The sequence below is a fragment of the Parabacteroides sp. CT06 genome, assembly GCF_002257605.1.
Lineage (GTDB): Bacteria > Bacteroidota > Bacteroidia > Bacteroidales > Tannerellaceae > Parabacteroides > Parabacteroides distasonis.
This window is the reverse complement of record NZ_CP022754.1, coordinates 935,735-955,438: the sequence shown is the minus strand read 5'-3', so window position 1 is coordinate 955,438 and position 19,704 is coordinate 935,735. Positions and strand designations below refer to the sequence as shown.

Genomic DNA, 19,704 nt, shown 5'->3' with positions numbered 1-19,704 from the left:
ATTACTTAAATTTATGAAGATAAAAAAAGCCCGCCGCATCCCGACGAGCTTTTCTTATGATTAGAGATCTCTACAAAGCCTAGCGTCTGCTATATCAACTTATTTGTCGCCGTATCGGGAAATACCACGGAAGGCTTGAATGTTTTCGCCTCCTCGAAATCCATCATGGCATACGACATAACGATAATAATATCTCCGGGTTGAGCCTTACGGGCAGCCGCTCCGTTCAAGCAAACCACTCCCGAGCCACGTTCGCCCTTGATAATATACGTCTCAAAACGTTCTCCGTTATTATTATTCACGATCGAGACCTTCTCGTTCGCGATCAAATTAGCGGCGTCCAACAAATCCTCGTCGATAGTGATGCTACCGATATAGTTTAAGTTAGCTTCCGTTACCGTTACCCGGTGAATTTTTGACTTTACTACCTCTATAAACATGTATGACTTATAATTAGTATTTGATATTGTCGATCAAACGTACCTCTCCGCAATATACCGTGATGCAACCTACCGGATAATCGGTATCCGACCAGTTCTTGATAGACTCTAACGTATTGCCATCTACGATCTCGTAGTACTCAACTTCCATGACTGGATCGCTATTAATCGTATTGACAACATAGTCAATCACTTCTTGTACGCTTTTTCCGGGCACAAAGGTAGTACTTTCTTTTAACGTACGAGCAATTAACGGAGCTTTTTGACGTTGTTCCGGTGTCAAACGGGTATTCCGGCTACTCAAGGCCAAGCCATCGCCCTCACGAACGATCGGACAAGCATTGATCGTTACAGGGATATTCAATTGTTTCACCATCGCCCGGATCACAGCGATCTGCTGGAAATCCTTTTCCCCGAAATAAGCGTTATCCGGCTCTACGATATAGAACAACTTACTTACTACCTGCGCTACACCGTTAAAATGCCCCGGACGCTTAGCGCCTTCCATTACCTCAGATACCGTTCCCAAATCAAATGTACGGGTATCTGGCTCCGGATACATCTCTTCTACAGAGGGAGCGAATACATAGTCACAGCCGGCAGATTCTAATAACACACAATCAGCCTCCAACGTACGGGGATACGTTTCCAAGTCGTGTTTGTCATTAAATTGGGTTGGATTTACAAAAACACTGACTACACATACATCATTGTTTTTCACGCAATGTTGTACTAAGCTAAGATGTCCATTATGCAGTGCTCCCATGGTAGGAACAAAGCCAATTTTCTTATTATCCTGCTTTGCCTCAGCAAGATAAGCCTTCAAATCTTTAATACTATTTACTATTTTCATCAGATAGATGCTTAATTGACGGTGCAAAGCAACTAAATAATTACCGTAAATAAAAGATTTTTCGTATCTTTGTAGCGTCTTTATAAAACTAGTTTACAGAATGGATGCAAAAAAAATCTTGTTTATAGCCCAAGAAATCACTCCCTACCTTCCCGAATCCGAGATTGCGACAATATGTAGAAATTTGCCGCAAGGAATTCAGGAGCGTGGTCGCGAAATCAGGACATTCATGCCAAAATTCGGAAATATCAACGAGCGCCGCAATCAGTTGCACGAGGTTATCCGTCTGTCTGGTATGAATCTTATTATTGACGACACGGACCATCCTCTGATCATTAAGGTAGCATCCATTCAATCGGCCCGGATGCAGGTTTACTTTATTGACAACGAGGATTTCTTCCAACGGAAATCCACGGTCAGCGATGAGAATGGAAATGAGTATGAAGATAATGACGATCGTTCGATCTTCTATGTACGCGGAGTATTGGAAACCGTAAAAAAATTGCGTTGGATTCCTGATGTAATCCATTGCCATGGCTGGATGTCAGCGTTAACGGCTCTTTACATCAAGAGAATGTATGCCGATGACCCGTGCCTGCGTAATGCGAAAATCGTTTATTCGATCTACAACGATGACTTCAAGAACCCGCTAAACAAAGATTTCGCGACAAAACTGAAGGCGGACGGAGCCAAAGAAGCTGACTTGAAGTTAATCAAGGCAGATACAAGTTTTGTGGGCCTAACCAAATTAGCGATTGATTTCGCTGATGGTGTAATCCAAGGTAGCGAGACGATCAATCAAGAAGTCCTTGATTATATCTCTGCCAAGAAAGATACTCCTTTCCTTCCCTATCAGTCACCGGAAACTTATATGGACGAGTTCAATAAGTTCTACGACGTGGTATTGGATTCTAACACGAAATAATAAATGTAGTAATGAAAATCAAGCTTTTAATACTTGGACTTGGCCTTGGTGCTAGCATTTTGGCCGGGTGTAATGATGATTTTAGTTCGATAGGAACAAGTATTCAGCCAGGCGACGATACAATTGCGGTATATATGGACACGTTCCAGATACAAGCCACTACGGTGCAATTAGATTCTATTTACGCAAGGTCTACTAGCGCCCAGTTGGGTGAACTCTACGATCCGCTGTATGGTAACCTTGTATCGGATTATATGTGCCAATTCTATTGTCCGAGTGATTTTCAATTTAAGCATACACCTTATGAGGGAAAAATTGATTCGGTGGAATTCAATATATATTATAATGGTTCCAATAAAAACGGTGTATGGGTAGGAGACTCCTTGGCGCCTATGCGTGCGGAGATCTTTAAAATTACAAGTCCGTTACAAAAGAATTTTTATACAAATATTGACCCTAAGCAATATTGCAATATGCAAGAGTCAATGGGTGCTCAAGCTTATACAGCTTATAACACAAGTATATCCGACTCCCTTAGAAACTCTGATGGTTACAGCCCTCATGTAAGCATTAAAATGCCTACTGAGTTCGGACAAAAATTTTATGATGAAACGATTAATAATCCGGGTACATTCAAGAATCAAGAAACTTTCAATGAGTTTTTCCCGGGGCTTTATGTAACAACTACCTTCGGTAGTGGTAATATATTGTCCGTGGCTAGCTCTGTCCTTAAGATATATTATAATTATGCGGTTAAAAGCACAGCAGGAAAAGACTCTTTAATAACCACGTGGGAAGCTTTCTCCGTCACTAAAGAGGTCATTCAGCTAAGTCGTTTCAAAAATACGGATATGAGTCAATTGCTACAACCGAACGACAGCTATGCATTTTTTAAGACTCCTGCCGGCGTTTGTACACGCATCGTTCTTCCGACACAGGAAATTACTCCGATCATGGAAAAACGTATCGTGAATAATTTACCACTAGAGTTAAAAGCGATGCCGCAAGAAGATTGGCAATATGCGCTGGCTCCTCCTCCTTATTTATTGATCTTGCCGGAGGATTCTGTAAAGAGTTTCTTTGAGGGTAGTCAAATTGACAATAATGTAACCTCGTTTCTATCCAAGGCTTACGATGCGACTACTCGTACGTACTCATTCCCGAATCTTGCCAATTTATTAAAATATCAGATGGAGAATAATCCGGACAAAGATTTGAGTTTACTTCTTATCCCTGTTCAACGGACAACGACCACAGGTAACAGTTACGGTCAAAGTACAGTTGTTACAACAGCCATCACGAATTATCTAGCTCCCTCAGGTGTAAAGATACGAAAGGATGAAGAGGTGATGAAAATTGGTATTACATCATGTAAATATGTCAGATAGCAAAGAATCTATATAATAAAAAAAGCGAGATGAAAAACATCTCGCTTTTTTTATATCCGTATCTCTAAGGCAAAAAATAACGGGTCCCTAAAAGGACCCGTCACTCTCCAAAAATAGTCTAGTCAAATCAATTAACGACTTATTTCTTCGCCGCCTTCTTTTTTAATTTATCTAATTCTTTCTGTAGACTCTCGATTTCCTCTCCTTGATTCTTAATCGTAGAAAGCAATGAATTCAATTCCTCATTCTCTATATTCTCCGGGAATTCCGCATTTACACGAACAATGAAATCGGAAAGAACATTCATATAGTTATTAAATGCATCATACGGATTATCGTAAGGGCTAAAGCCACCTTGTCCCATATGCTTTGTACTCATATAATAGAAATGGTCACTGCTCTGCAGATAGTACCAGTCCTGACGGATACGACGAGTCTGAGACAAACGAACACGTTCACCGATCTCATTAATCTTACGGAACGCTTCCTGCTGCAATACATTTCCTAACCAAGAACTACAATCTCTCTCCTCATCTACCCAAGAGATCGGATAAGGAACGGAGATAGAGTCTACCGGCTTAATCAATGTAAATACTTCCGATGGAGTAGAGAAGCTAATCCCCTTATCCGCAGCAAAACGAGGCAAAGCCTTGAAGAACTCAAAAATACCGGTTGAAGCTGGATGCAAAGATCCCAGCACCTCATAATTCATAAACAAATTAATGATTTGCTCTGAATCCGGAGTAGCAGCGATCCATGACATATACTTATCGGCTGTCAAAGGATACTCATTCCAACTATAATCACTGAAACGGTTCGATAAATCCTCGCTGAAACGGTCATTCTTCAATAATAAACTCAACTTCGGAGCTACGCAAGAAGAATACATATAGTTCGGACTCTTCCAACCTAAGATATGCTTAGCACCCTCCGTCAACATCCCCTTATAGCCCATCTCAGAAACCATAGCGGAAATATCATCCGAGTAAATCAACTCCGTATTACGGAACACTTTCGGTTTAACCCCGAATAAAGTCTTGATCTTATCTTCTTGTTTCTTTACTTGATGCTTGAACTCCTCCGGATCTCCCAAGGAAGAAAGAGAATGAGCATAAGTCTCAGACAAGAATTCCACATTCCCCGTAGCCGCCAATTCCTTAAAGCTATCGATCACTTCCGGAGTATAAATCTCCATCTGCTCCAACGCTACGCCGGAAATAGAGAACGCTACCTTAAACTTACCACCACTGGTCTTAATCATCTCCAAAATAGTCCGGTTAGCCGGCAAGTAACATTGTTCAGCTATACGATGGATAATCTCCTCATTCTGGAAATCATCGTAATAGTAATGGTCGTTACCTATATCGAAGAAGCGATATCTTTTTAAACGGAACGGCTGATGTATTTGAAAATAAAAGCAGATCGTTTTCATAATATTGTTTGTTTTATTTTTGTCTTGTCGTTAATTTATTTGTTACCTATCACATTGTCGTAAATACGACGAACCTTTTGTCCGGCATATTCCCATTTGATATTATCCACCTCTTTCTTACCTTCCACTTTCAAGAACTCATGCATGGCAGGATAAGTAATAATAGAATACATGGCATCCGCTAACGCCTCAATATCCCAATAATCCACCTTAATCGCATAATCCAAGATCTCGGCGCAACCGGATTGTTTAGAAATGATAGAGGGTACACCACATTGCATGGCTTCCAACGGAGAGATACCAAAAGGCTCAGAAACCGAAGGCATCACATATACGTCACTGGCTTTCAACACCTCATAGACCTGCTTGCCCTTCATAAATCCGGTAAAGTGGAAACGATCTGAAATATTACGTGCTGCGGCCAAACGAATCATTTGATCCATCATATCACCACTACCAGCCATCACGAAACGTGCATAAGGAGCCTTAGCCAAAACCTTTGCGGCAGCCTCAACGAAATATTCCGGCCCTTTCTGCATCGTGATACGACCTAAGAATGTAATAACCTTATCCTTTACACCCTTTTTATCTGGGATCGCTAAAATCTCAGGACTTAAAGGCTCTACGGCGTTATGTACGGTCGTTACCTTAGCGGGATCTTGATGATATTTCTCGATCACCGTCTGACGAGTCAAATTACTCACCGTTATGATATGATCTGCATTGTCCATACCATTCTTCTCAATCGCATAGACATCCGGATTCACATTACCACGGCTACGATCATAATCCGTAGCATGAACATGGATTACCAAAGGCTTACCACTCACATTTTTAGCGTGAATACCCGCCGGATAAGTCAACCAGTCGTGCGCATGGATGATATCATACTCTTCCGTACGAGCGATTACTCCCGCAACGATCGAATAGTTATTGATCTCTTCCAGAAGATTATCCGGATAACGTCCGGAAAACTCAAGGCACCCTAAATCAGTCACATGACGATAACTGAAATCCGCATAAATATGATCCCTGTACTTATAATACTGGTCAGCGTTCATTCCCGCTTTGGAAACCCGTTGCTGCACATATTCACGGTCAACATCCTTCCAAACAATCGGAACTTGGTTGACACCCACTATCTTTAGAAAGCTCTGGTCTTCATCGCCCCAGGGCTTCGGTATACAAAAAGTAATATCCATATCGGGCTGCATTGCCATGCCTCGTGTCAAACCGAAACTGGCCGTTCCTAAACCGCCCAAGATATGAGGAGGAAATTCCCATCCAAACATTAATGCTTTCATAATGGTACTTAGTTTTATTCGGCGTTATACTTCTTCAACAAATCCACAACACGGAGGATAGCCGCAACATTCATCGCAAAAGAGACAGCTCCACGTCCGGTAAACGGTGGGTTACCATCAAACAATTCCGGGATCGTCCCGATACAGTGTAATGACATCTCCTCCTCCAAGCTTATCAACATACGTTCAGCAAAAGCAACGCCACTCTTTCCGAATACACGCAAATAAGCTTCCAAATAGGCGCCTAACAACCACGGCCAAGCAGTACCTTGGTGATAAGCCAAATCTCGTTCATATTGCGGCCCCACATAATACGGGCGATATCCTTCGCTCTTCGGACTCAAGGAACGCAAGCCCTTCGGGGTAAGCAACTCTTTCGTCACGATATCCACTACGGCACGTTTCTGCATCCTCGTCAATGGGGAATAAGGCAATGCCACAGCGAAAATCATATTAGGCCGTACGCTCCAATCTACCGTAGAACCATTCACGGAATCGAACAAATAATTATACCCGTTCACAAAGGTTTCCGGGAACGATTTATCCATCGACTTGATAATCGGATCAATACCCTCGACAGGTACTCCCCCCATCAATTCTGTATAGAAACAAAGAGCATTATACCAAAGAGCGTTAAATTCCACTATATAACCGGAACGAGTTACAACAGGTTTTCCGTTTACGGTAGAATTCATCCAAGTAATCGCCTTATCTTTTCCATTAGCGAAAAGTAAACCATTCTCCATCAATTTCATATCGGGATGTTTCTGGTCCCGTATATAATCGATAACTTCTTTCACGAAATCGCCATATAGCTCACGTGCCTTTTCAACGCCTTCATGCTTAGCATACTGTTGGATCGCCCAGATCGCCCATAAAAAGACATCCGGATGCTCGATCTCACGAATCACCGCATCGAAACGCCCATTCTCCATATACGCCCGCATCGCCGGCATCGCCGTATGCATGATCTTCTCAAAACGAACCGGATCATCGATAGACAACGTACTACCCGGAAGAGCTACGAACAAATCTCTCGCACGTACTTTAAACCATGGATAGCCCGCTAATAGATAAGCGTCGTCTTCCTTGGGACGAAAATAAAATTGCTGAGCGGAATTCTTCAAGCAATTGAAGAAGCTAGTACGAGGTGTACGAGCTACGACCTCATTCTCATACAGTGCCTTCAAGCGGGTAGTTGCCACTGCACTATCGCCAGCGCTGAAAATAATAGTCTCCCCTTTTTTGATAGGGACCTCGAAATATCCGGGAACATACAAATCCTCCTGATAAGGATATCCCCTCTCTTGTTCTTTCGGATACTCGATGCCATTGTACCAATACGGCTCATACACAAATTTAACTTTCTTGTTAAATTGCATATACAGTTCCGGATAACCGGGATACATACATGTCTTGATTCCGTTTGTGACTTCCTCGTAAGATTGGTTCACGTTACCATTGGCTTGCGTTAAGTTCTTCACGCTACGGAAAGCGAGGAAAGGACGGAAACGTAAGGTCGTAGCGGAATGAGCATCTTCCAACGTATACTTAATCATGATACGATTCTCGTACATGGAAAACACTTTCTCTTTCGAGAAGATCACACCTCCTACACGGTAAAGCGTACGAGGTACTGTCTCTGAGCTATACTCGCGGATGTACTTATGTCCCTTGGGACTGAAATTATCACCTGCATATTTATGCAACCCAAGATTAAATTCGGCACCATGTTGAATTACCGTCTCATCAAAAGAAGACAGTAACACATGGTTGTCATCATCAATCGCAGGCACAGGCATAACGAGTAGTCCGTGGTATTTCCTGGTATTACAATCAACAACAGTAGTGCAGTGATAGGCTCCCAAACGGTTGGTTCGAAGCACCTCACGAGTCAGCGACTCTTCCAGGTTTATCATTACTGTTTTGTCAAATTTAAGATAACTCATATGTGTATTTGGGTTTTAAGTTACTTTCTTTAATATCAAAATGAAATTATTTTCGTTTCTGAGAATCAAAAGTATTATTTAATAACTAAAAAAACAAACTGTCTTTTATATTTATTTAGAAAAAAAGGCATCCTTCTTCTACGATAAACTTATAGATCAAGGCTTTAAAAAGAAAGGTGCTCTAAAGGAGTGTTTTCAAACATATAAATTTTTGTTAAATCAATCCTATTATCATATTCATCAAAGCTCAAAATCAAGGTACAGCCCCCCGAAAACAAGCCTCGGTTTAGTCATAGGAAATGTTCTATTTTTCATTTTAAATCAATCTGAATATAAAAACAGATGCCTATAATGTTCCTGTGATTAAAATGCCTACCTTTGCGGAAATTTTCAAACAATTTTTAATATGAGGAAGTTATTATATAATGTAGTAATTTTATTAAGCGCAATTCAAATGACACACGCAGCAAATAACCCTTTCTTCGGGAAGTTTAAAACACCGTTCGAGACCCCTCCTTTCGATAAGATCAAGATCGAGCATTATGAGCCCGCTTTCGACGAAGGAATCAAGCAAATGGAAAAAGAGGTGCAAGAGATCGCCAATAACCCGCAACCGGCTACTTTCGAGAATACGGTAGTAGCTCTGGAACGTAGCGGCAAATTATTAGAAACAGTCTCTTCTGTTTTTTTTAATGTATTAGGGGCAGAGGCTAACGACGAAATGATGGAAATCTCGCAACGTGTCTCCCCGAAGTTATCCCAGACATCCAATAACATCTTCTTAAATGAGAAGCTACTTGCTCGGGTCAAATCAATCTATGATAAAAAAGAACAATTGAACCTTTCTACCGAGGATGCTAAATTGCTGGAAGACCTTTACGAGTCGTTTAAAGCGAATGGGGCTACGTTAAATAAAGATGACAAGGAAAAATACCGCAAGCTAAGTATGGACCTAAGCATGTTAACCTTGCAGTTCGATCAAAACGCCTTGAAAGATAAAAACCGGTTCGAATTACTAATAACGGACGAGAACGAACTATCCGGCTTACCCGAAAGTGCTCGTGACGCAGCGGCCATGTTAGCCAAAAGTAAAGATAAAAACGGATGGTTATTCAATCTCTCGGCTCCGAGTTACATTCCATTTATGCGTTATTCCGACAAGCGTGATTTGCGAGAAAAAATGTATCGTGAATACATGAGCGTAGGAAATAAAGGGGATGAGTTCGACAATAAGGACATTATCAAAAAGATCGTTAATATCCGCCTAGAGATCGCCCAGTTGATGGGATTCAAGAATTACGCCGAATATGCGCTGGAACACACGATGGCTAAAAACTCAGCGAACGTATACAAATTATTGAATCAGTTACTCGAAGCTTATAAACCGATAGCGATCAATGAATACAATGCAGTAGAAGGATTCGCATTAGGTACAGAGAAAGAGAATATCACCGTTATGCCTTGGGACTGGAGTTATTATTCCGAGAAGTTACGGGATATCCGCTTCAAGGTAAACGACGAGATGACTCGCCCTTATTTCGAGTTAAGCAACGTAAAGAAAGGCGTATTCGGATTAGCTACCCAGCTCTACGGTATCACCTTTAAGGAAAACAAGAAAATCCCGGTTTATCATCCGGAAGTAGACGCTTACGAGGTATACGATGCTGATGGCAAGTTTCTAGCGATCCTTTACACGGACTTCTTCCCTCGTGACGGAAAACAATCCGGCGCTTGGATGAACAATATCAAGGCTCAATACAAAGATAAAGACGGAAAAGATAGCCGTCCTCAGATCGTTATCGTGATGAACTTTACCCGTCCGACAGACACGAAGCCCTCTTTGTTAAGTTTCGACGAGGTGAACACGCTCTTGCATGAGTTCGGGCACTCCTTGCACGGCATGCTAGCGCAAGGAACATATTCCAGCCTTTCGGGAACCAGCGTTTATCGTGATTTCGTAGAATTACCTTCCCAGATCATGGAGAACTGGTTGACTGAAAAAGAGTTCTTAGATCAGATCGCCGTTCATTATCAGACCGGAGAGAAAATCCCGCAAGAGATGATACAAAGCTTGGTAAACGCCTCTAACTTCAACGCCGGCTACCTTTGCTGCCGCCAATTAAGCTTTGGCTTGCTGGATATGGCATGGCATACGTTGGAGCAACCTTTCGACGGTGACGTAGCGGCATTCGAGAAAAAAGCTTGGGCTCCGACCGTAATCATGCCGGAAGTACCGGAAGCCTTGATGGGCACAAGCTTCGGACATATCTTCTCCGGAGGATACGCGGCAGGTTATTACGGATATAAATGGGCCGAGGTATTAGATGCCGATGCTTTCTCCGTTTTCAAATCGAAAGGAATCTTCAACAAAGAGGTCGCTAAATCTTTCCGTGACAATATCTTATCCAAAGGTGGTACAGAAGATCCCGCCGTGTTATACAAGCGTTTCCGTGGACAAGAGCCTACGATAGACGCCTTATTAATCCGTAATGGTATTAAGAAGTAATAATTTACCGGGCTTATCGCCCGGTAAATCTAAATAATCACTACCTTTGTGTCTGGATTAAAAGACAAAAGAGTAAACAAATGTGCGAGAAAACAGAAAAACAGCACGAATTAGATAAACGTTACCTGCGAATGGCCGCTATCTGGGCCGAGAATTCGTACTGTAAACGACGCCAAGTGGGCGCATTATTAGTAAAAGATAAAATGATCATATCCGACGGATACAATGGAACACCCGCCGGTTTTGAAAATGTTTGCGAAGACGAGAATAATGTCACCAAGCCTTATGTTCTACATGCGGAGGCTAACGCCATCACAAAAGTGGCAGCCTCATCGAACAGCAGTAAAGGAGCGACCATTTATGTTACCTCCTCCCCTTGCATTGAATGCGCGAAATTAATCATACAATCCGGGATCAAGCGAGTGGTCTATTCCGAGAATTATCGAATAGCAGACGGCTGTGAATTATTGAAGCGTGCCGGTATCATAGTAGATTATATAGATTTGAACGAATAAATAAAACGTTTTTATGGATAAAAACAAAAGACTGACCGTATGGCTCCCGGTTATCATCGCGGCTAGTATCGCTTTAGGTATCTTTATTGGGAACCATTATTTATCTATCAGTCAAGGAAAGAAACGATCCTACTCCAGCGGCAACAAGATAAATGCCATCTTGGACATTATCGACGAGCAATATGTTGACACGGTTAGCATGTCTAAGTTGGTAGAGAGTACGATCCCGAAAATATTCAGTGAATTAGACCCTCACTCCGTATATATCCCCGCCGAAGACGCTTCCGTGGTGAATGAGGAGCTGGAAGGTTCTTTCAGTGGTATTGGCGTATCATTTAATATGCAAACCGATACGATCCTAGTGATCAGTGTAATTAGCGGTGGTCCCGCAGAGAAAGCTGGTTTACTACCCTTCGACCGGATCATCTCGATCAATGATTCTATTTTCTCCGGTAAGAAAAAGAACCAAGGAGAGATTATGAAGACACTTCGGGGCGCAAAGAACAGTACGGTGAAACTAGGCGTACAGCGAGGGAACTCCCCCGAGTTGCTCTATTTTGACGTAACCCGTGGAGATGTCCCTGTTAATTCGGTCGATGTTTCTTATGAGGCGGCTAAAGGTATAGGTTACATCAAGGTTAGCAAATTCGCCCGGAATACTTATAATGAGTTCATCACGGCGATCGCCAAGCTGAAACAAGCGGGCTGTACCTCTTTCGTGATCGACTTACGGGGTAATACCGGCGGATATATGGATGCCGCTATTAATATGATTAACGAGTTTATGCCGGAAGGACGCTTGATCGTCTACACGGAAGGTAAGTCGTTCCCTCGTTCCGACGTATATGCGAACGGAACCGGAACTTGTAAAGACGCCCCGATCGTAGTATTGACCGATGAGATCTCGGCTTCCGCCAGTGAGATATTCTCCGGAGCGATCCAAGATAACGACCGTGGTACGATTATCGGACGAAGAACGTATGGCAAGGGTCTGGTACAAACTCAAATGTCATTGAGCGACGGTTCAGAGATGCGATTGACCATCGCCCGTTATTACACGCCGTCCGGTCGCTGCATCCAGAAGAAATATGAGATGGGTAATACGGACGCTTACGACCAAGATATCTATAACCGATATATGCACGGCGAGTTCGACTCGGCCGATAGCATCAAGATGGATGATTCCTTGAAATACCAGACCGTAGGCGGACGTACCGTATACGGCGGGGGCGGTATCATGCCAGATATCTTTATCCCTCGTGACACGAGCGGCGTTACCTCTTACTACTCAAATGTGGTAAATAGCGGCGTGCTTTACCTGTATGCGCTCGAGTACTCAGACCGCCATCGGGAGAAACTAGGCTCATTCAAGACTTGGGAGGAATTATATAATTACTTGCAGCAACAACCGCTCCTTTCCGACTTCGTGAACTTCGCCGCTACCAAGGGCATCAAGAGACGTCCTACATTAATTAATATATCCGGCAAGTTAATCGAGAACCAATTGCAAGCGTATATCGTAAGGAATTTCTTCGACGAGGCAGGCTTCTACCCCATTTTCCTAAAAGATGACGTTACCTTATTACGTGCGATCAAGATCTTGCAAGAGGGAAAATCTGTGCCGAATGCGGAACTATTAAAACAATCAGCGAATGGAGACTTACACAGCCAAGCAGGCCCTACGAAAAGATATGGCCTCTCGAAAAAAAGAATATTCGAGGATTACCTTGTGCGAGCTATCGGATAAGATTATGGACCGCTTGGAACAGACGGAACTGTTCCAAGCGGCTTCTTGCATCGCCCTTTATCACGCCATACCGGGAGAAGTACAGACCGCCGGCTTTATCGAGAAATGGTACCAGAAGAAAAAGCTTCTGTTGCCCTTGATCGTCGGTGATGATTTGAGATTGCTTCTTTACGAAGGACCGGAATCCCTAAAACCCGGACCTTTCGGAATATTAGAGCCTAAGGCGGACGGCATAGAAGTTCCAAAGAATGAGATAGACTTGATTATCGTGCCCGGAGTCGCCTTTGACAAAGACAAGAACCGCATGGGACGAGGGAGGGGATTCTACGACCGCCTTCTTTCCACGCTCAACGCTCCCAAGGTTGGCATATGCTTCGGGTTCCAGATGATACCACAGGTTCCGGTAGAGCCACTCGACAAGAAAATGGATTACGTAATAACAGAAGACACCATCTATTGATCTCTCCGCAGAATATATACTTACTGGGTCAAGCCATATATACTTACCGGGGCTGGGCAGTATATGTTACTTGACCCAGTAAGTAATATTGCGAATGGTAAAGCCACACTCAATGAAAAACGATATTGGTAATGACCGAGGCACCCGAGTAATCATTCAAGCTTTTCACCAACCGTTCCCGGCAAAGCGTCAACTCGCTACGAAGTACAGAGGAAGTCAATGAGACATGAAGCACCTTATCACGTACATATATATTACGTGTGTACTGCATGATCGTAGGCCCTAAAACTTCTCCCCACGCACGTTGGACCCGGATCTCCATCATTTTCTCGTACAACTCGGTATTATCCTCGAAAAAGTCACGAAGCACTTCCCCCAATGTCTGTGTATTTCTTCTCTGCATTCTTATTCCTCCATAGGTTGTACCTCGCCACGTTCCACACGGAAGAGAGCATAGTCATGATTCATAGCCAATAAGATCTCATCCAGATACTTCCGGTTCGTATCCGTAATAAAAATCTGCCCGAAGCCATTCTCGCTGACCAGTTTGATGATCTGCTCCACACGGCTAGCGTCCAGCTTATCGAAAATATCATCCAACAGCAAGATAGGTGTAGTCTGTCCCCGTTTATTTAGGAAAGCGAACTGAGCGAGTTTCAAGGCGATCAGATACGTCTTATTCTGTCCTTGCGAACCAACCCGGCGAATCAGGTACCCGCCCAACGTCATTTCCAGCTCATCCTTATGGATACCGGAAGAGGTATAGCCCAATATACGATCCCGTTCCCGGCTCATCGCCAATTTACCGGCAAGCTCCGTTTCCTCCAATTGCGAGATATAATGTAGCCCTACCTCCTCGGCAGAGCCGCAGATCGTCTGGTAGTACTCATTAAAGATCGGGGTAAAATCCTCCACCAGTTTTTTCCGCTTCTCGTAAACGATTTGGCCGTACATACCCAGCTGCATCTCCAATACCTCATAAAGAGAGGCATCCATGCTCTGATCTTTCAGCAACGTATTCCGTTGGAGCAACGCTTTATTATATTGGATAAGCGCATGCAGATAAGGCTTGTCTTGCTGCGAGATGATTAAGTCCAGAAAACGGCGTCGCTCATCGCTCCCCCCCCGGATCAAGTCGGCATCAGCCGGAGAAACCATGACCAACGGTAATAGGCCGATATGCTCGGACAGCTTGTCGTACTCCTTCTTATTCCGTTTGAACTGTTTGCGTTGCCTACGCCGCATGGCACAGAAAATCTCCTCCTCACGTCCCTCATAATCATAGTTACCCTGCACCACGCAAAGATCTTGATCACTGTTTATTATCTGGCTATCAGGCGTATTGACATGACTCTTGCAAAATGAGAGATAATGAATGGCATCCAATAGATTCGTCTTCCCCATCCCGTTATTGCCGAAAAAGCAATTCATCTTGGGCGAGAAAATAACCTCAGACTGAAGTATATTTTTGTAATTGAGAACAGAAAGCTTCTTTAGTATCATCTAAACCGTATTAATCGTACAAAATTAAAAAATATACTTCTAAGTATAGATTATATCAGCAAAAAAAACTACTTTTGCGCTTTGAATCGCCAACCATATGGTATGGCTTAAAATCAGCGATAAAATTAATAAATAACTATAACACATTATGGCTACTAAAGAAAAGGACACCAACAAGGAGTTAGAAGTAGAAGAGATTGTCTCCAAATCGGAGCAATTCATTGAAAACAATTCAAAGAAGATTATTTACGGTATAATAGCTGTCGCACTCGTTGTTGGAGCTGTTTTGGGAATCAAGCATGGTTATTTAGTTCCTCAGGAGAAAAAAGCCGCCGCCGCCATGTTCAAGGGCGAGCAATACTTCGCCAGAGATTCTTTCGCCTTGGCTTTAAACGGCAATGGAGCTGACTATGAAGGTTTCGAGGCTATCATCGACCAATATGGAAGCACGGACGCCGGAAACTTGGCGAAGGCTTACGCAGGTATCTGTTACTACAAGATGGGCGATACACAGAAGGCGCTCGATTTATTGAAATCTTTCAGCGGAAAGGACCAAATGGTATCTCCGGCGGTTACAGGCTTGATCGGTGATTGCTACGTGAACATGGGTAATACGAAAGAAGGAATCAGCTATTTCGAGAAAGCCGCTAAGGAGGCCGACAACGAGGTTATCAGCCCGATTTACTTGAAGAAGGCCGGTATCGCTTACGAGAACTTGAAAGAGTATGACAAGGCTGTAAAGGCTTACACGACTATCAAGGACAAGTATTACACTTCCATGGAGGCATCCGATATCGATAAGTATATCACCCGTGCTTCGGCAGGAAAATAAATAAACAGTATATTATATAGTATAACAGAGGATGTCTCGGTCAAACAAGGCATCCTCTTCTTTTAAAGAGACAAGTATGGCTACAGCTTATCAGAATTTATCCGAGTACGACTTCAACAGCGTACCCGATGCTTCAGAGATGAACATCGGCATTGTAGTTGCGGAATGGAACAAGAACATTACCGAGAAGTTATTGGAAGGTGCTTGCAACACGCTTGAAAAGCACGGGGTGAAACCGGAGAACATCGTAGTTAAACGAGTTCCGGGTAGTTTTGAACTGACTTTTGGAGCCAAAAGATTGGCCGAGACTAAAGAATTAGACGCCGTGATCGTTCTGGGATGCGTCGTAAGAGGCGATACGCCACATTTTGATTACGTTTGCTCCGGCGTTACGCAAGGCATTACAGAATTGAATTTAATGTACGATATTCCTTTCATTTTCGGCCTGTTAACTACCGACACCATGCAGCAATCCGAGGATCGTGCGGGAGGTAGATATGGCAATAAAGGAGACGAGGCAGCGGTTACCGCAATAAAAATGGTAAATTTTTCTGCCTAAACGCTTGCAGGTTTCAAAATAAATCGTACCTTTGCACTGCAATTAAGAACAAGGGGGGCAGTTACCAGAGTGGCCAAATGGGGCTGACTGTAACTCAGCTGGCTTTCGCCTTCGGTGGTTCGAATCCATCACTGCCCACCTTAATTGATCGGTTCACTATGTGAACCAATTCTTTCGAAAACCGAAAGAATACATATTGCGGAAGTAGCTCAGTTGATAGAGCATTAGCCTTCCAAGCTGAGGGTCGCGGGTTTGAGCCCCGTCTTCCGCTCTAGGAAAAGAGGAAAATCGAAAGGTTTTCCTCTTTTTTTATATCCTCGTATTACTATATATCCGGGATAATGTCTACTTTAGCCCCCAATACAACAAATAACAAAAAGAGAGATGAAGATGGTGAAAGGGATATACGTGTTGCTGACAATGTTCTTATTGATAGGATGCGCTACGGTAATGAATCCTTATAAAATGGACAACCGGATGCATAAGATAGAGCTAGGGATGACCAAGCAAAAGGTTATATCGATACTAGGAAAGGATTTTGAGTCGGCTGGCGCACGGATAACCCCCGACGGCCCGATAGAGAGTATCAGTTATAAGACGGTAACCATGACGATAGCCGACTACTCTGAAGGCTACTACATCCTAAGCTTCAAGAATGGGATACTAGTGGAGTGGTTCAAGGAAAAGACACCGATCAATAACAATACAGCGAACTAAGGTCTCCTTTTAGGCCACTAAAAACAAATAAGGCAGATGCCTCTGGGCATCTGCCTTCATTCTTTTACGATTATAAACTTTCTTCGATACATGAATCCGGTTATGACTGACCGGCCTGCCGTGGTTTTCTAACTCGGCCTCACGACTGCCTTTCCGGTTAGCCTTTATGTACTCGACTAACGGATCTTGCTTTTTTCTCTTTGTCTTCATAGCTTTATTGCTTTTATATCGCTTTCACGAGCGCAAAGATACGAAAAGAATTCATTTCACCTCACTATCGTCCCAAGGGTATTTTCTTTTCGGATTTCGAGGGAACCAGCCTTTCTGCACACGCTCCTCCTGCTCGAAAATCTCCTTGATCGTCCAGAACGATGAAAAGGCGAATACGCCGCAAATAGCGGACACAAACACGCTGTCTATAAACAGGGAGGCTATCACTCCTAAAATCCCTAAGACAAGGAATATCCACCAGCATTTCGTCCCCCAATAATACTCGGCCTTCACGACTACCGGATGAAACAGACCGATAATCAAAAATGTAACGATACCGATCAACAACCCATCAAAATTTATCATATCCATATCTGAGTATTTATACTTATTACTATTATATGTAACAAATATACGAACAATATTCCACTTAACTGATCATTTCTTTCTATGAAGAGATAGAAGCCCCTATTCGCAATAATCGTCTCACAAAGATGAAACGATCTTTTCATATACGTGATACGATCTTTTCACCCTTGTGATACGATCTTTTCACATAGGTGAAAAGATCAAGACCTAAAGAAGCTTACACTTAAAGTAGCACAAAAAAAAGTCACATCCATTGTTAGTGGACATGACTTCTATATTGTTTTCAAATAAGATTCTTATCTGTTGCTTTCCTCCGCAGGTGTAGTAGTAGCGGGAGTTTCCTCTGCCGGAACTGCCGGTTGTTGAGCCGTACCAAAGTCCGGAGCGATCGTATTCGGATCGATAGAGATAGCGTCGTTTACTTGTTGCTTGATCTCAGATTGAGCGGCATGCTCCGCTCTGGGGATAAATGCGGTAATCAAGATACTCAATACGATTACGGTACCCGCCAAACTCCAAGTAGCTTTCTCCAAAAAGTCCGTGGTCTTACGTACACCCATGATTTGGTTAGAAGAAGAGAACCCTGAAGCCAAACCTCCACCTTTCGAGTTCTGGATCAACACGATCAAGATTAATAGTATAGAGGCGATCAGGATTAAGATAGAAATAAATACGTACATCTTAGTTTTATTTTTTAGTGTTAATAATCAACTTTTCCAAAAATCTGATTTGGTCTGCAAAGTAAACATTTTTTTCTGGATATTTCAAGCTTAAGTTTTTAATAATTTGCAAAGCCTTATCATATCGTTTCTGTTTTATATAAATCCGAGCTAAAGTTTCCGTAAGGCACGAGTCTTCCAGCGATTTGGACTGCTCATCATCCAAATCTTTCACCGACTCTGGAGTCTCCGCACGGCTGGTTTCCTCACGGATTTCCAGCCCACTACCCGGCATACGCTGTTGGTCATTTTTAATGAACGAATCGATCAAGTCGTGATGTCGAAGCCTATTCTCCGCATCCTCTCCAGATGGCTTCTCTTCTTCCTCTTTCGATAATGACCAAAACATATAATCTGACGATACCGATGGCTGGAACAGGAACGAGGCTTCTTTCTTAGGCTCCGGTTCCTCGTTACGGTTAGAGAGGAATGCGTCTATCAAGGAGAAAGTATCCTCTTTTCGCATATCCGGCTCATGCTCCACACGGGAGTTCAAGCCATATTTATCTCCCTCTATCAGTTGGAACAGCTTTTTCCGGTCCGGCAAGAATATCGCCATCTTCTCCAGCTCCGAGGTAAAACTCATATCATTTAATACGGCCAGATTCTTTAGATACAACATCCGTGCCACTTGAAAATACGGGTAATCCTCCACGATTCGTCGCAACTCAAGAAGAGTCCCCTCGGTCAATTCCGAAGGCTCCTCCATCAAACGATATAAATCCTCCGCCCTCATTCTACCAATTGGCAACCGTAGCGTTATAGATTTGGTCTACTATTTCCTCTATGATTTCCTCGCATAATGTTCCCTCTACCTGCTGCGGCATCAAGTTACTGTCGAACTCGCGGTAAGCGGAGAACGACTGCTCAAAATCCTCATCCGGGTTAACCCGGTTGGAGTAACGAACCCGCACCGTGATCGTCAACCTCGTCTGCGAGGCGATAGCATCCTCCTTCACGGCCATTGGAGCGAAATCGTAACCAGTGATCTCACCCTCCAACTCAAGGTCGCCATTGCTCGGAACCAGTTGCAGACGAGTCTGACGGATGTAAATATCCTTCAAATCCTCCGTAAACTGCGGCGCAAGGGTCGGATTCACGTAGGGAGCTTGGTTCGTGAAGTCACGAATCGTAATGGTCTTCACCTTCGTATAATCGATAGAGGCTCCATTAAACTTATAGGAAATAGAGCAAGCCGTAGCCAATACCGTCAAAAATGAGAGTATAAGCCAATTGGCTGCCGACAAACGTATGTTGACAATCTTCTTTAGCATAT

At 43.2% G+C, this 19,704-nt stretch carries 21 protein-coding genes and 2 tRNA genes; 11 read left to right on the top strand and 12 right to left on the bottom strand.

Going from position 1 to position 19,704, the window contains the following annotated elements; translation table 11 throughout:
* Positions 1–89 precede the first annotated feature (89 nt).
* Together panD and panC are read right to left on the bottom strand one after the other, a co-directional pair.
* On the bottom strand, positions 90–440 hold the full coding sequence (panD, locus tag CI960_RS04195; protein ID WP_005861624.1) for an aspartate 1-decarboxylase: 351 nt from the start codon (positions 438–440) through the stop codon (positions 90–92).
* Between the two features lie 13 nt (positions 441–453).
* On the bottom strand, positions 454–1,293 hold the full coding sequence (gene panC / locus CI960_RS04190; RefSeq protein ID WP_005861622.1) for a pantoate--beta-alanine ligase: 840 nt from the start codon (positions 1,291–1,293) through the stop codon (positions 454–456).
* A gap of 100 nt (positions 1,294–1,393) precedes the next feature.
* Between panC and CI960_RS04185 the strand changes: the two genes are divergently transcribed.
* The gene (locus tag CI960_RS04185) at positions 1,394–2,218 is read left to right on the top strand and encodes a glycogen/starch synthase (protein WP_005861620.1); all 825 of its coding nucleotides are present in this window, start codon (positions 1,394–1,396) and stop codon (positions 2,216–2,218) included.
* An 11-nt stretch (positions 2,219–2,229) separates the two neighbouring features.
* The gene (locus CI960_RS04180) at positions 2,230–3,606 is read left to right on the top strand and encodes a DUF4270 domain-containing protein (RefSeq protein ID WP_005861618.1); all 1,377 of its coding nucleotides are present in this window, start codon (positions 2,230–2,232) and stop codon (positions 3,604–3,606) included.
* Between the two features lie 139 nt (positions 3,607–3,745).
* On the opposite strand, the gene CI960_RS04175 is transcribed toward CI960_RS04180, so the two are convergent.
* The 3 genes from CI960_RS04175 to CI960_RS04165 are packed head-to-tail and all read right to left on the bottom strand — an operon-like array spanning position 3,746 to position 8,291.
* Positions 3,746–5,038 carry a glycoside hydrolase family 57 protein gene (locus CI960_RS04175; protein ID WP_005861616.1) on the bottom strand — a complete coding sequence of 431 codons (1,293 nt, stop codon included), beginning with the start codon at positions 5,036–5,038 and terminating at the stop codon, positions 3,746–3,748.
* A 35-nt stretch (positions 5,039–5,073) separates the two neighbouring features.
* Entirely contained in the window at positions 5,074–6,342 is a 1,269-nt protein-coding gene (locus CI960_RS04170; protein ID WP_005861614.1) for a glycosyltransferase, read from the bottom strand.
* 14 nt (positions 6,343–6,356) lie between these two features.
* Positions 6,357–8,291 carry a glycogen debranching enzyme N-terminal domain-containing protein gene (locus CI960_RS04165; RefSeq protein ID WP_005861612.1) on the bottom strand — a complete coding sequence of 645 codons (1,935 nt, stop codon included), beginning with the start codon at positions 8,289–8,291 and terminating at the stop codon, positions 6,357–6,359.
* A 406-nt stretch (positions 8,292–8,697) separates the two neighbouring features.
* Between CI960_RS04165 and CI960_RS04160 the strand changes: the two genes are divergently transcribed.
* The 4 genes from CI960_RS04160 to CI960_RS04145 all read left to right on the top strand — a co-directional run bounded on the left by CI960_RS04160 (position 8,698) and on the right by CI960_RS04145 (position 13,519).
* Complete coding sequence (locus tag CI960_RS04160) at positions 8,698–10,797, top strand: M3 family metallopeptidase (protein ID WP_008780785.1); 2,100 nt, start codon at positions 8,698–8,700, stop codon at positions 10,795–10,797.
* 80 nt (positions 10,798–10,877) lie between these two features.
* Complete coding sequence (locus CI960_RS04155; RefSeq protein WP_008778036.1) at positions 10,878–11,312, top strand: dCMP deaminase family protein; 435 nt, start codon at positions 10,878–10,880, stop codon at positions 11,310–11,312.
* A 13-nt stretch (positions 11,313–11,325) separates the two neighbouring features.
* Positions 11,326–13,059, top strand: coding sequence for a S41 family peptidase (locus CI960_RS04150; RefSeq protein ID WP_005861605.1), 1,734 nt, complete (start codon positions 11,326–11,328; stop codon positions 13,057–13,059).
* A complete protein-coding gene (locus CI960_RS04145; protein ID WP_022192887.1) occupies positions 13,004–13,519 on the top strand; it encodes a 5-formyltetrahydrofolate cyclo-ligase in 516 nt (171 codons plus the stop codon). The genes CI960_RS04150 and CI960_RS04145 overlap by 56 nt, the downstream gene beginning before the upstream one ends.
* A gap of 109 nt (positions 13,520–13,628) precedes the next feature.
* Here the strand turns inward: CI960_RS04145 and CI960_RS04140 are convergent, their stop codons facing one another.
* Together CI960_RS04140 and CI960_RS04135 are read right to left on the bottom strand one after the other, a co-directional pair.
* Positions 13,629–13,922: a DUF721 domain-containing protein gene (locus tag CI960_RS04140; RefSeq protein ID WP_005861601.1), complete on the bottom strand. Its 294-nt coding sequence runs from the start codon at positions 13,920–13,922 to the stop codon at positions 13,629–13,631.
* 2 nt (positions 13,923–13,924) lie between these two features.
* Positions 13,925–15,022 (bottom strand): DNA replication/repair protein RecF, encoded by a 1,098-nt coding sequence (locus CI960_RS04135; RefSeq protein WP_005861599.1) that lies wholly within the window; start codon positions 15,020–15,022, stop codon positions 13,925–13,927.
* 148 nt (positions 15,023–15,170) lie between these two features.
* On the opposite strand from CI960_RS04135, the gene CI960_RS04130 reads away from it, so the two are divergent.
* From CI960_RS04130 to CI960_RS04110, 5 genes are all read left to right on the top strand, one after another.
* A complete protein-coding gene (locus CI960_RS04130; protein ID WP_005861596.1) occupies positions 15,171–15,854 on the top strand; it encodes a tetratricopeptide repeat protein in 684 nt (227 codons plus the stop codon).
* Between the two features lie 76 nt (positions 15,855–15,930).
* Positions 15,931–16,413, top strand: coding sequence for a 6,7-dimethyl-8-ribityllumazine synthase (gene ribH, locus CI960_RS04125; protein ID WP_008774114.1), 483 nt, complete (start codon positions 15,931–15,933; stop codon positions 16,411–16,413).
* Between the two features lie 55 nt (positions 16,414–16,468).
* Positions 16,469–16,551: transfer RNA gene (locus tag CI960_RS04120), tRNA-Tyr, on the top strand.
* Between the two features lie 60 nt (positions 16,552–16,611).
* Positions 16,612–16,684, top strand: a tRNA-Gly gene (locus CI960_RS04115).
* 113 nt (positions 16,685–16,797) lie between these two features.
* Positions 16,798–17,130: a hypothetical protein gene (locus tag CI960_RS04110; protein WP_005861592.1), complete on the top strand. Its 333-nt coding sequence runs from the start codon at positions 16,798–16,800 to the stop codon at positions 17,128–17,130.
* 9 nt (positions 17,131–17,139) lie between these two features.
* On the opposite strand, the gene CI960_RS04105 is transcribed toward CI960_RS04110, so the two are convergent.
* The 5 genes from CI960_RS04105 to CI960_RS04085 all read right to left on the bottom strand — a co-directional run bounded on the left by CI960_RS04105 (position 17,140) and on the right by CI960_RS04085 (position 19,702).
* Positions 17,140–17,340, bottom strand: coding sequence for a hypothetical protein (locus CI960_RS04105; RefSeq protein WP_005861590.1), 201 nt, complete (start codon positions 17,338–17,340; stop codon positions 17,140–17,142).
* A gap of 51 nt (positions 17,341–17,391) precedes the next feature.
* A complete protein-coding gene (locus CI960_RS04100; RefSeq protein ID WP_008774116.1) occupies positions 17,392–17,712 on the bottom strand; it encodes a DUF4491 family protein in 321 nt (106 codons plus the stop codon).
* Positions 17,713–18,005: 293 nt separating this feature from the next.
* On the bottom strand, positions 18,006–18,389 hold the full coding sequence (gene secG / locus CI960_RS04095) for a preprotein translocase subunit SecG (RefSeq protein ID WP_005861586.1): 384 nt from the start codon (positions 18,387–18,389) through the stop codon (positions 18,006–18,008).
* 7 nt (positions 18,390–18,396) lie between these two features.
* Positions 18,397–19,164: a hypothetical protein gene (locus CI960_RS04090; RefSeq protein WP_005861584.1), complete on the bottom strand. Its 768-nt coding sequence runs from the start codon at positions 19,162–19,164 to the stop codon at positions 18,397–18,399.
* Between the two features lies 1 nt (position 19,165).
* Positions 19,166–19,702 (bottom strand): LptE family protein, encoded by a 537-nt coding sequence (locus CI960_RS04085; protein WP_005861582.1) that lies wholly within the window; start codon positions 19,700–19,702, stop codon positions 19,166–19,168.
* Positions 19,703–19,704 lie beyond the last annotated feature (2 nt).

Coding starts and splice junctions, on each gene's coding strand:
- CI960_RS04110 (WP_005861592.1), top strand. CDS start 16,798: ATGAAGATGGTGAAAGGGATATACGTGTTGCTGACAATGTTCTTATTG.
- CI960_RS04090 (WP_005861584.1), bottom strand. CDS start 19,164: ATGAGGGCGGAGGATTTATATCGTTTGATGGAGGAGCCTTCGGAATTG.
- ribH (WP_008774114.1), top strand. CDS start 15,931: ATGGCTACAGCTTATCAGAATTTATCCGAGTACGACTTCAACAGCGTA.
- CI960_RS04085 (WP_005861582.1), bottom strand. CDS start 19,702: ATGCTAAAGAAGATTGTCAACATACGTTTGTCGGCAGCCAATTGGCTT.
- CI960_RS04105 (WP_005861590.1), bottom strand. CDS start 17,340: ATGAAGACAAAGAGAAAAAAGCAAGATCCGTTAGTCGAGTACATAAAG.
- CI960_RS04130 (WP_005861596.1), top strand. CDS start 15,171: ATGGCTACTAAAGAAAAGGACACCAACAAGGAGTTAGAAGTAGAAGAG.
- CI960_RS04180 (WP_005861618.1), top strand. CDS start 2,230: ATGAAAATCAAGCTTTTAATACTTGGACTTGGCCTTGGTGCTAGCATT.
- CI960_RS04155 (WP_008778036.1), top strand. CDS start 10,878: ATGTGCGAGAAAACAGAAAAACAGCACGAATTAGATAAACGTTACCTG.
- CI960_RS04150 (WP_005861605.1), top strand. CDS start 11,326: ATGGATAAAAACAAAAGACTGACCGTATGGCTCCCGGTTATCATCGCG.
- CI960_RS04100 (WP_008774116.1), bottom strand. CDS start 17,712: ATGGATATGATAAATTTTGATGGGTTGTTGATCGGTATCGTTACATTT.
- CI960_RS04140 (WP_005861601.1), bottom strand. CDS start 13,922: ATGCAGAGAAGAAATACACAGACATTGGGGGAAGTGCTTCGTGACTTT.
- CI960_RS04160 (WP_008780785.1), top strand. CDS start 8,698: ATGAGGAAGTTATTATATAATGTAGTAATTTTATTAAGCGCAATTCAA.
- panC (WP_005861622.1), bottom strand. CDS start 1,293: ATGAAAATAGTAAATAGTATTAAAGATTTGAAGGCTTATCTTGCTGAG.
- secG (WP_005861586.1), bottom strand. CDS start 18,389: ATGTACGTATTTATTTCTATCTTAATCCTGATCGCCTCTATACTATTA.
- CI960_RS04185 (WP_005861620.1), top strand. CDS start 1,394: ATGGATGCAAAAAAAATCTTGTTTATAGCCCAAGAAATCACTCCCTAC.
- CI960_RS04170 (WP_005861614.1), bottom strand. CDS start 6,342: ATGAAAGCATTAATGTTTGGATGGGAATTTCCTCCTCATATCTTGGGC.
- CI960_RS04175 (WP_005861616.1), bottom strand. CDS start 5,038: ATGAAAACGATCTGCTTTTATTTTCAAATACATCAGCCGTTCCGTTTA.
- panD (WP_005861624.1), bottom strand. CDS start 440: ATGTTTATAGAGGTAGTAAAGTCAAAAATTCACCGGGTAACGGTAACG.
- CI960_RS04165 (WP_005861612.1), bottom strand. CDS start 8,291: ATGAGTTATCTTAAATTTGACAAAACAGTAATGATAAACCTGGAAGAG.
- CI960_RS04135 (WP_005861599.1), bottom strand. CDS start 15,022: ATGATACTAAAGAAGCTTTCTGTTCTCAATTACAAAAATATACTTCAG.
- CI960_RS04145 (WP_022192887.1), top strand. CDS start 13,004: ATGGCCTCTCGAAAAAAAGAATATTCGAGGATTACCTTGTGCGAGCTA.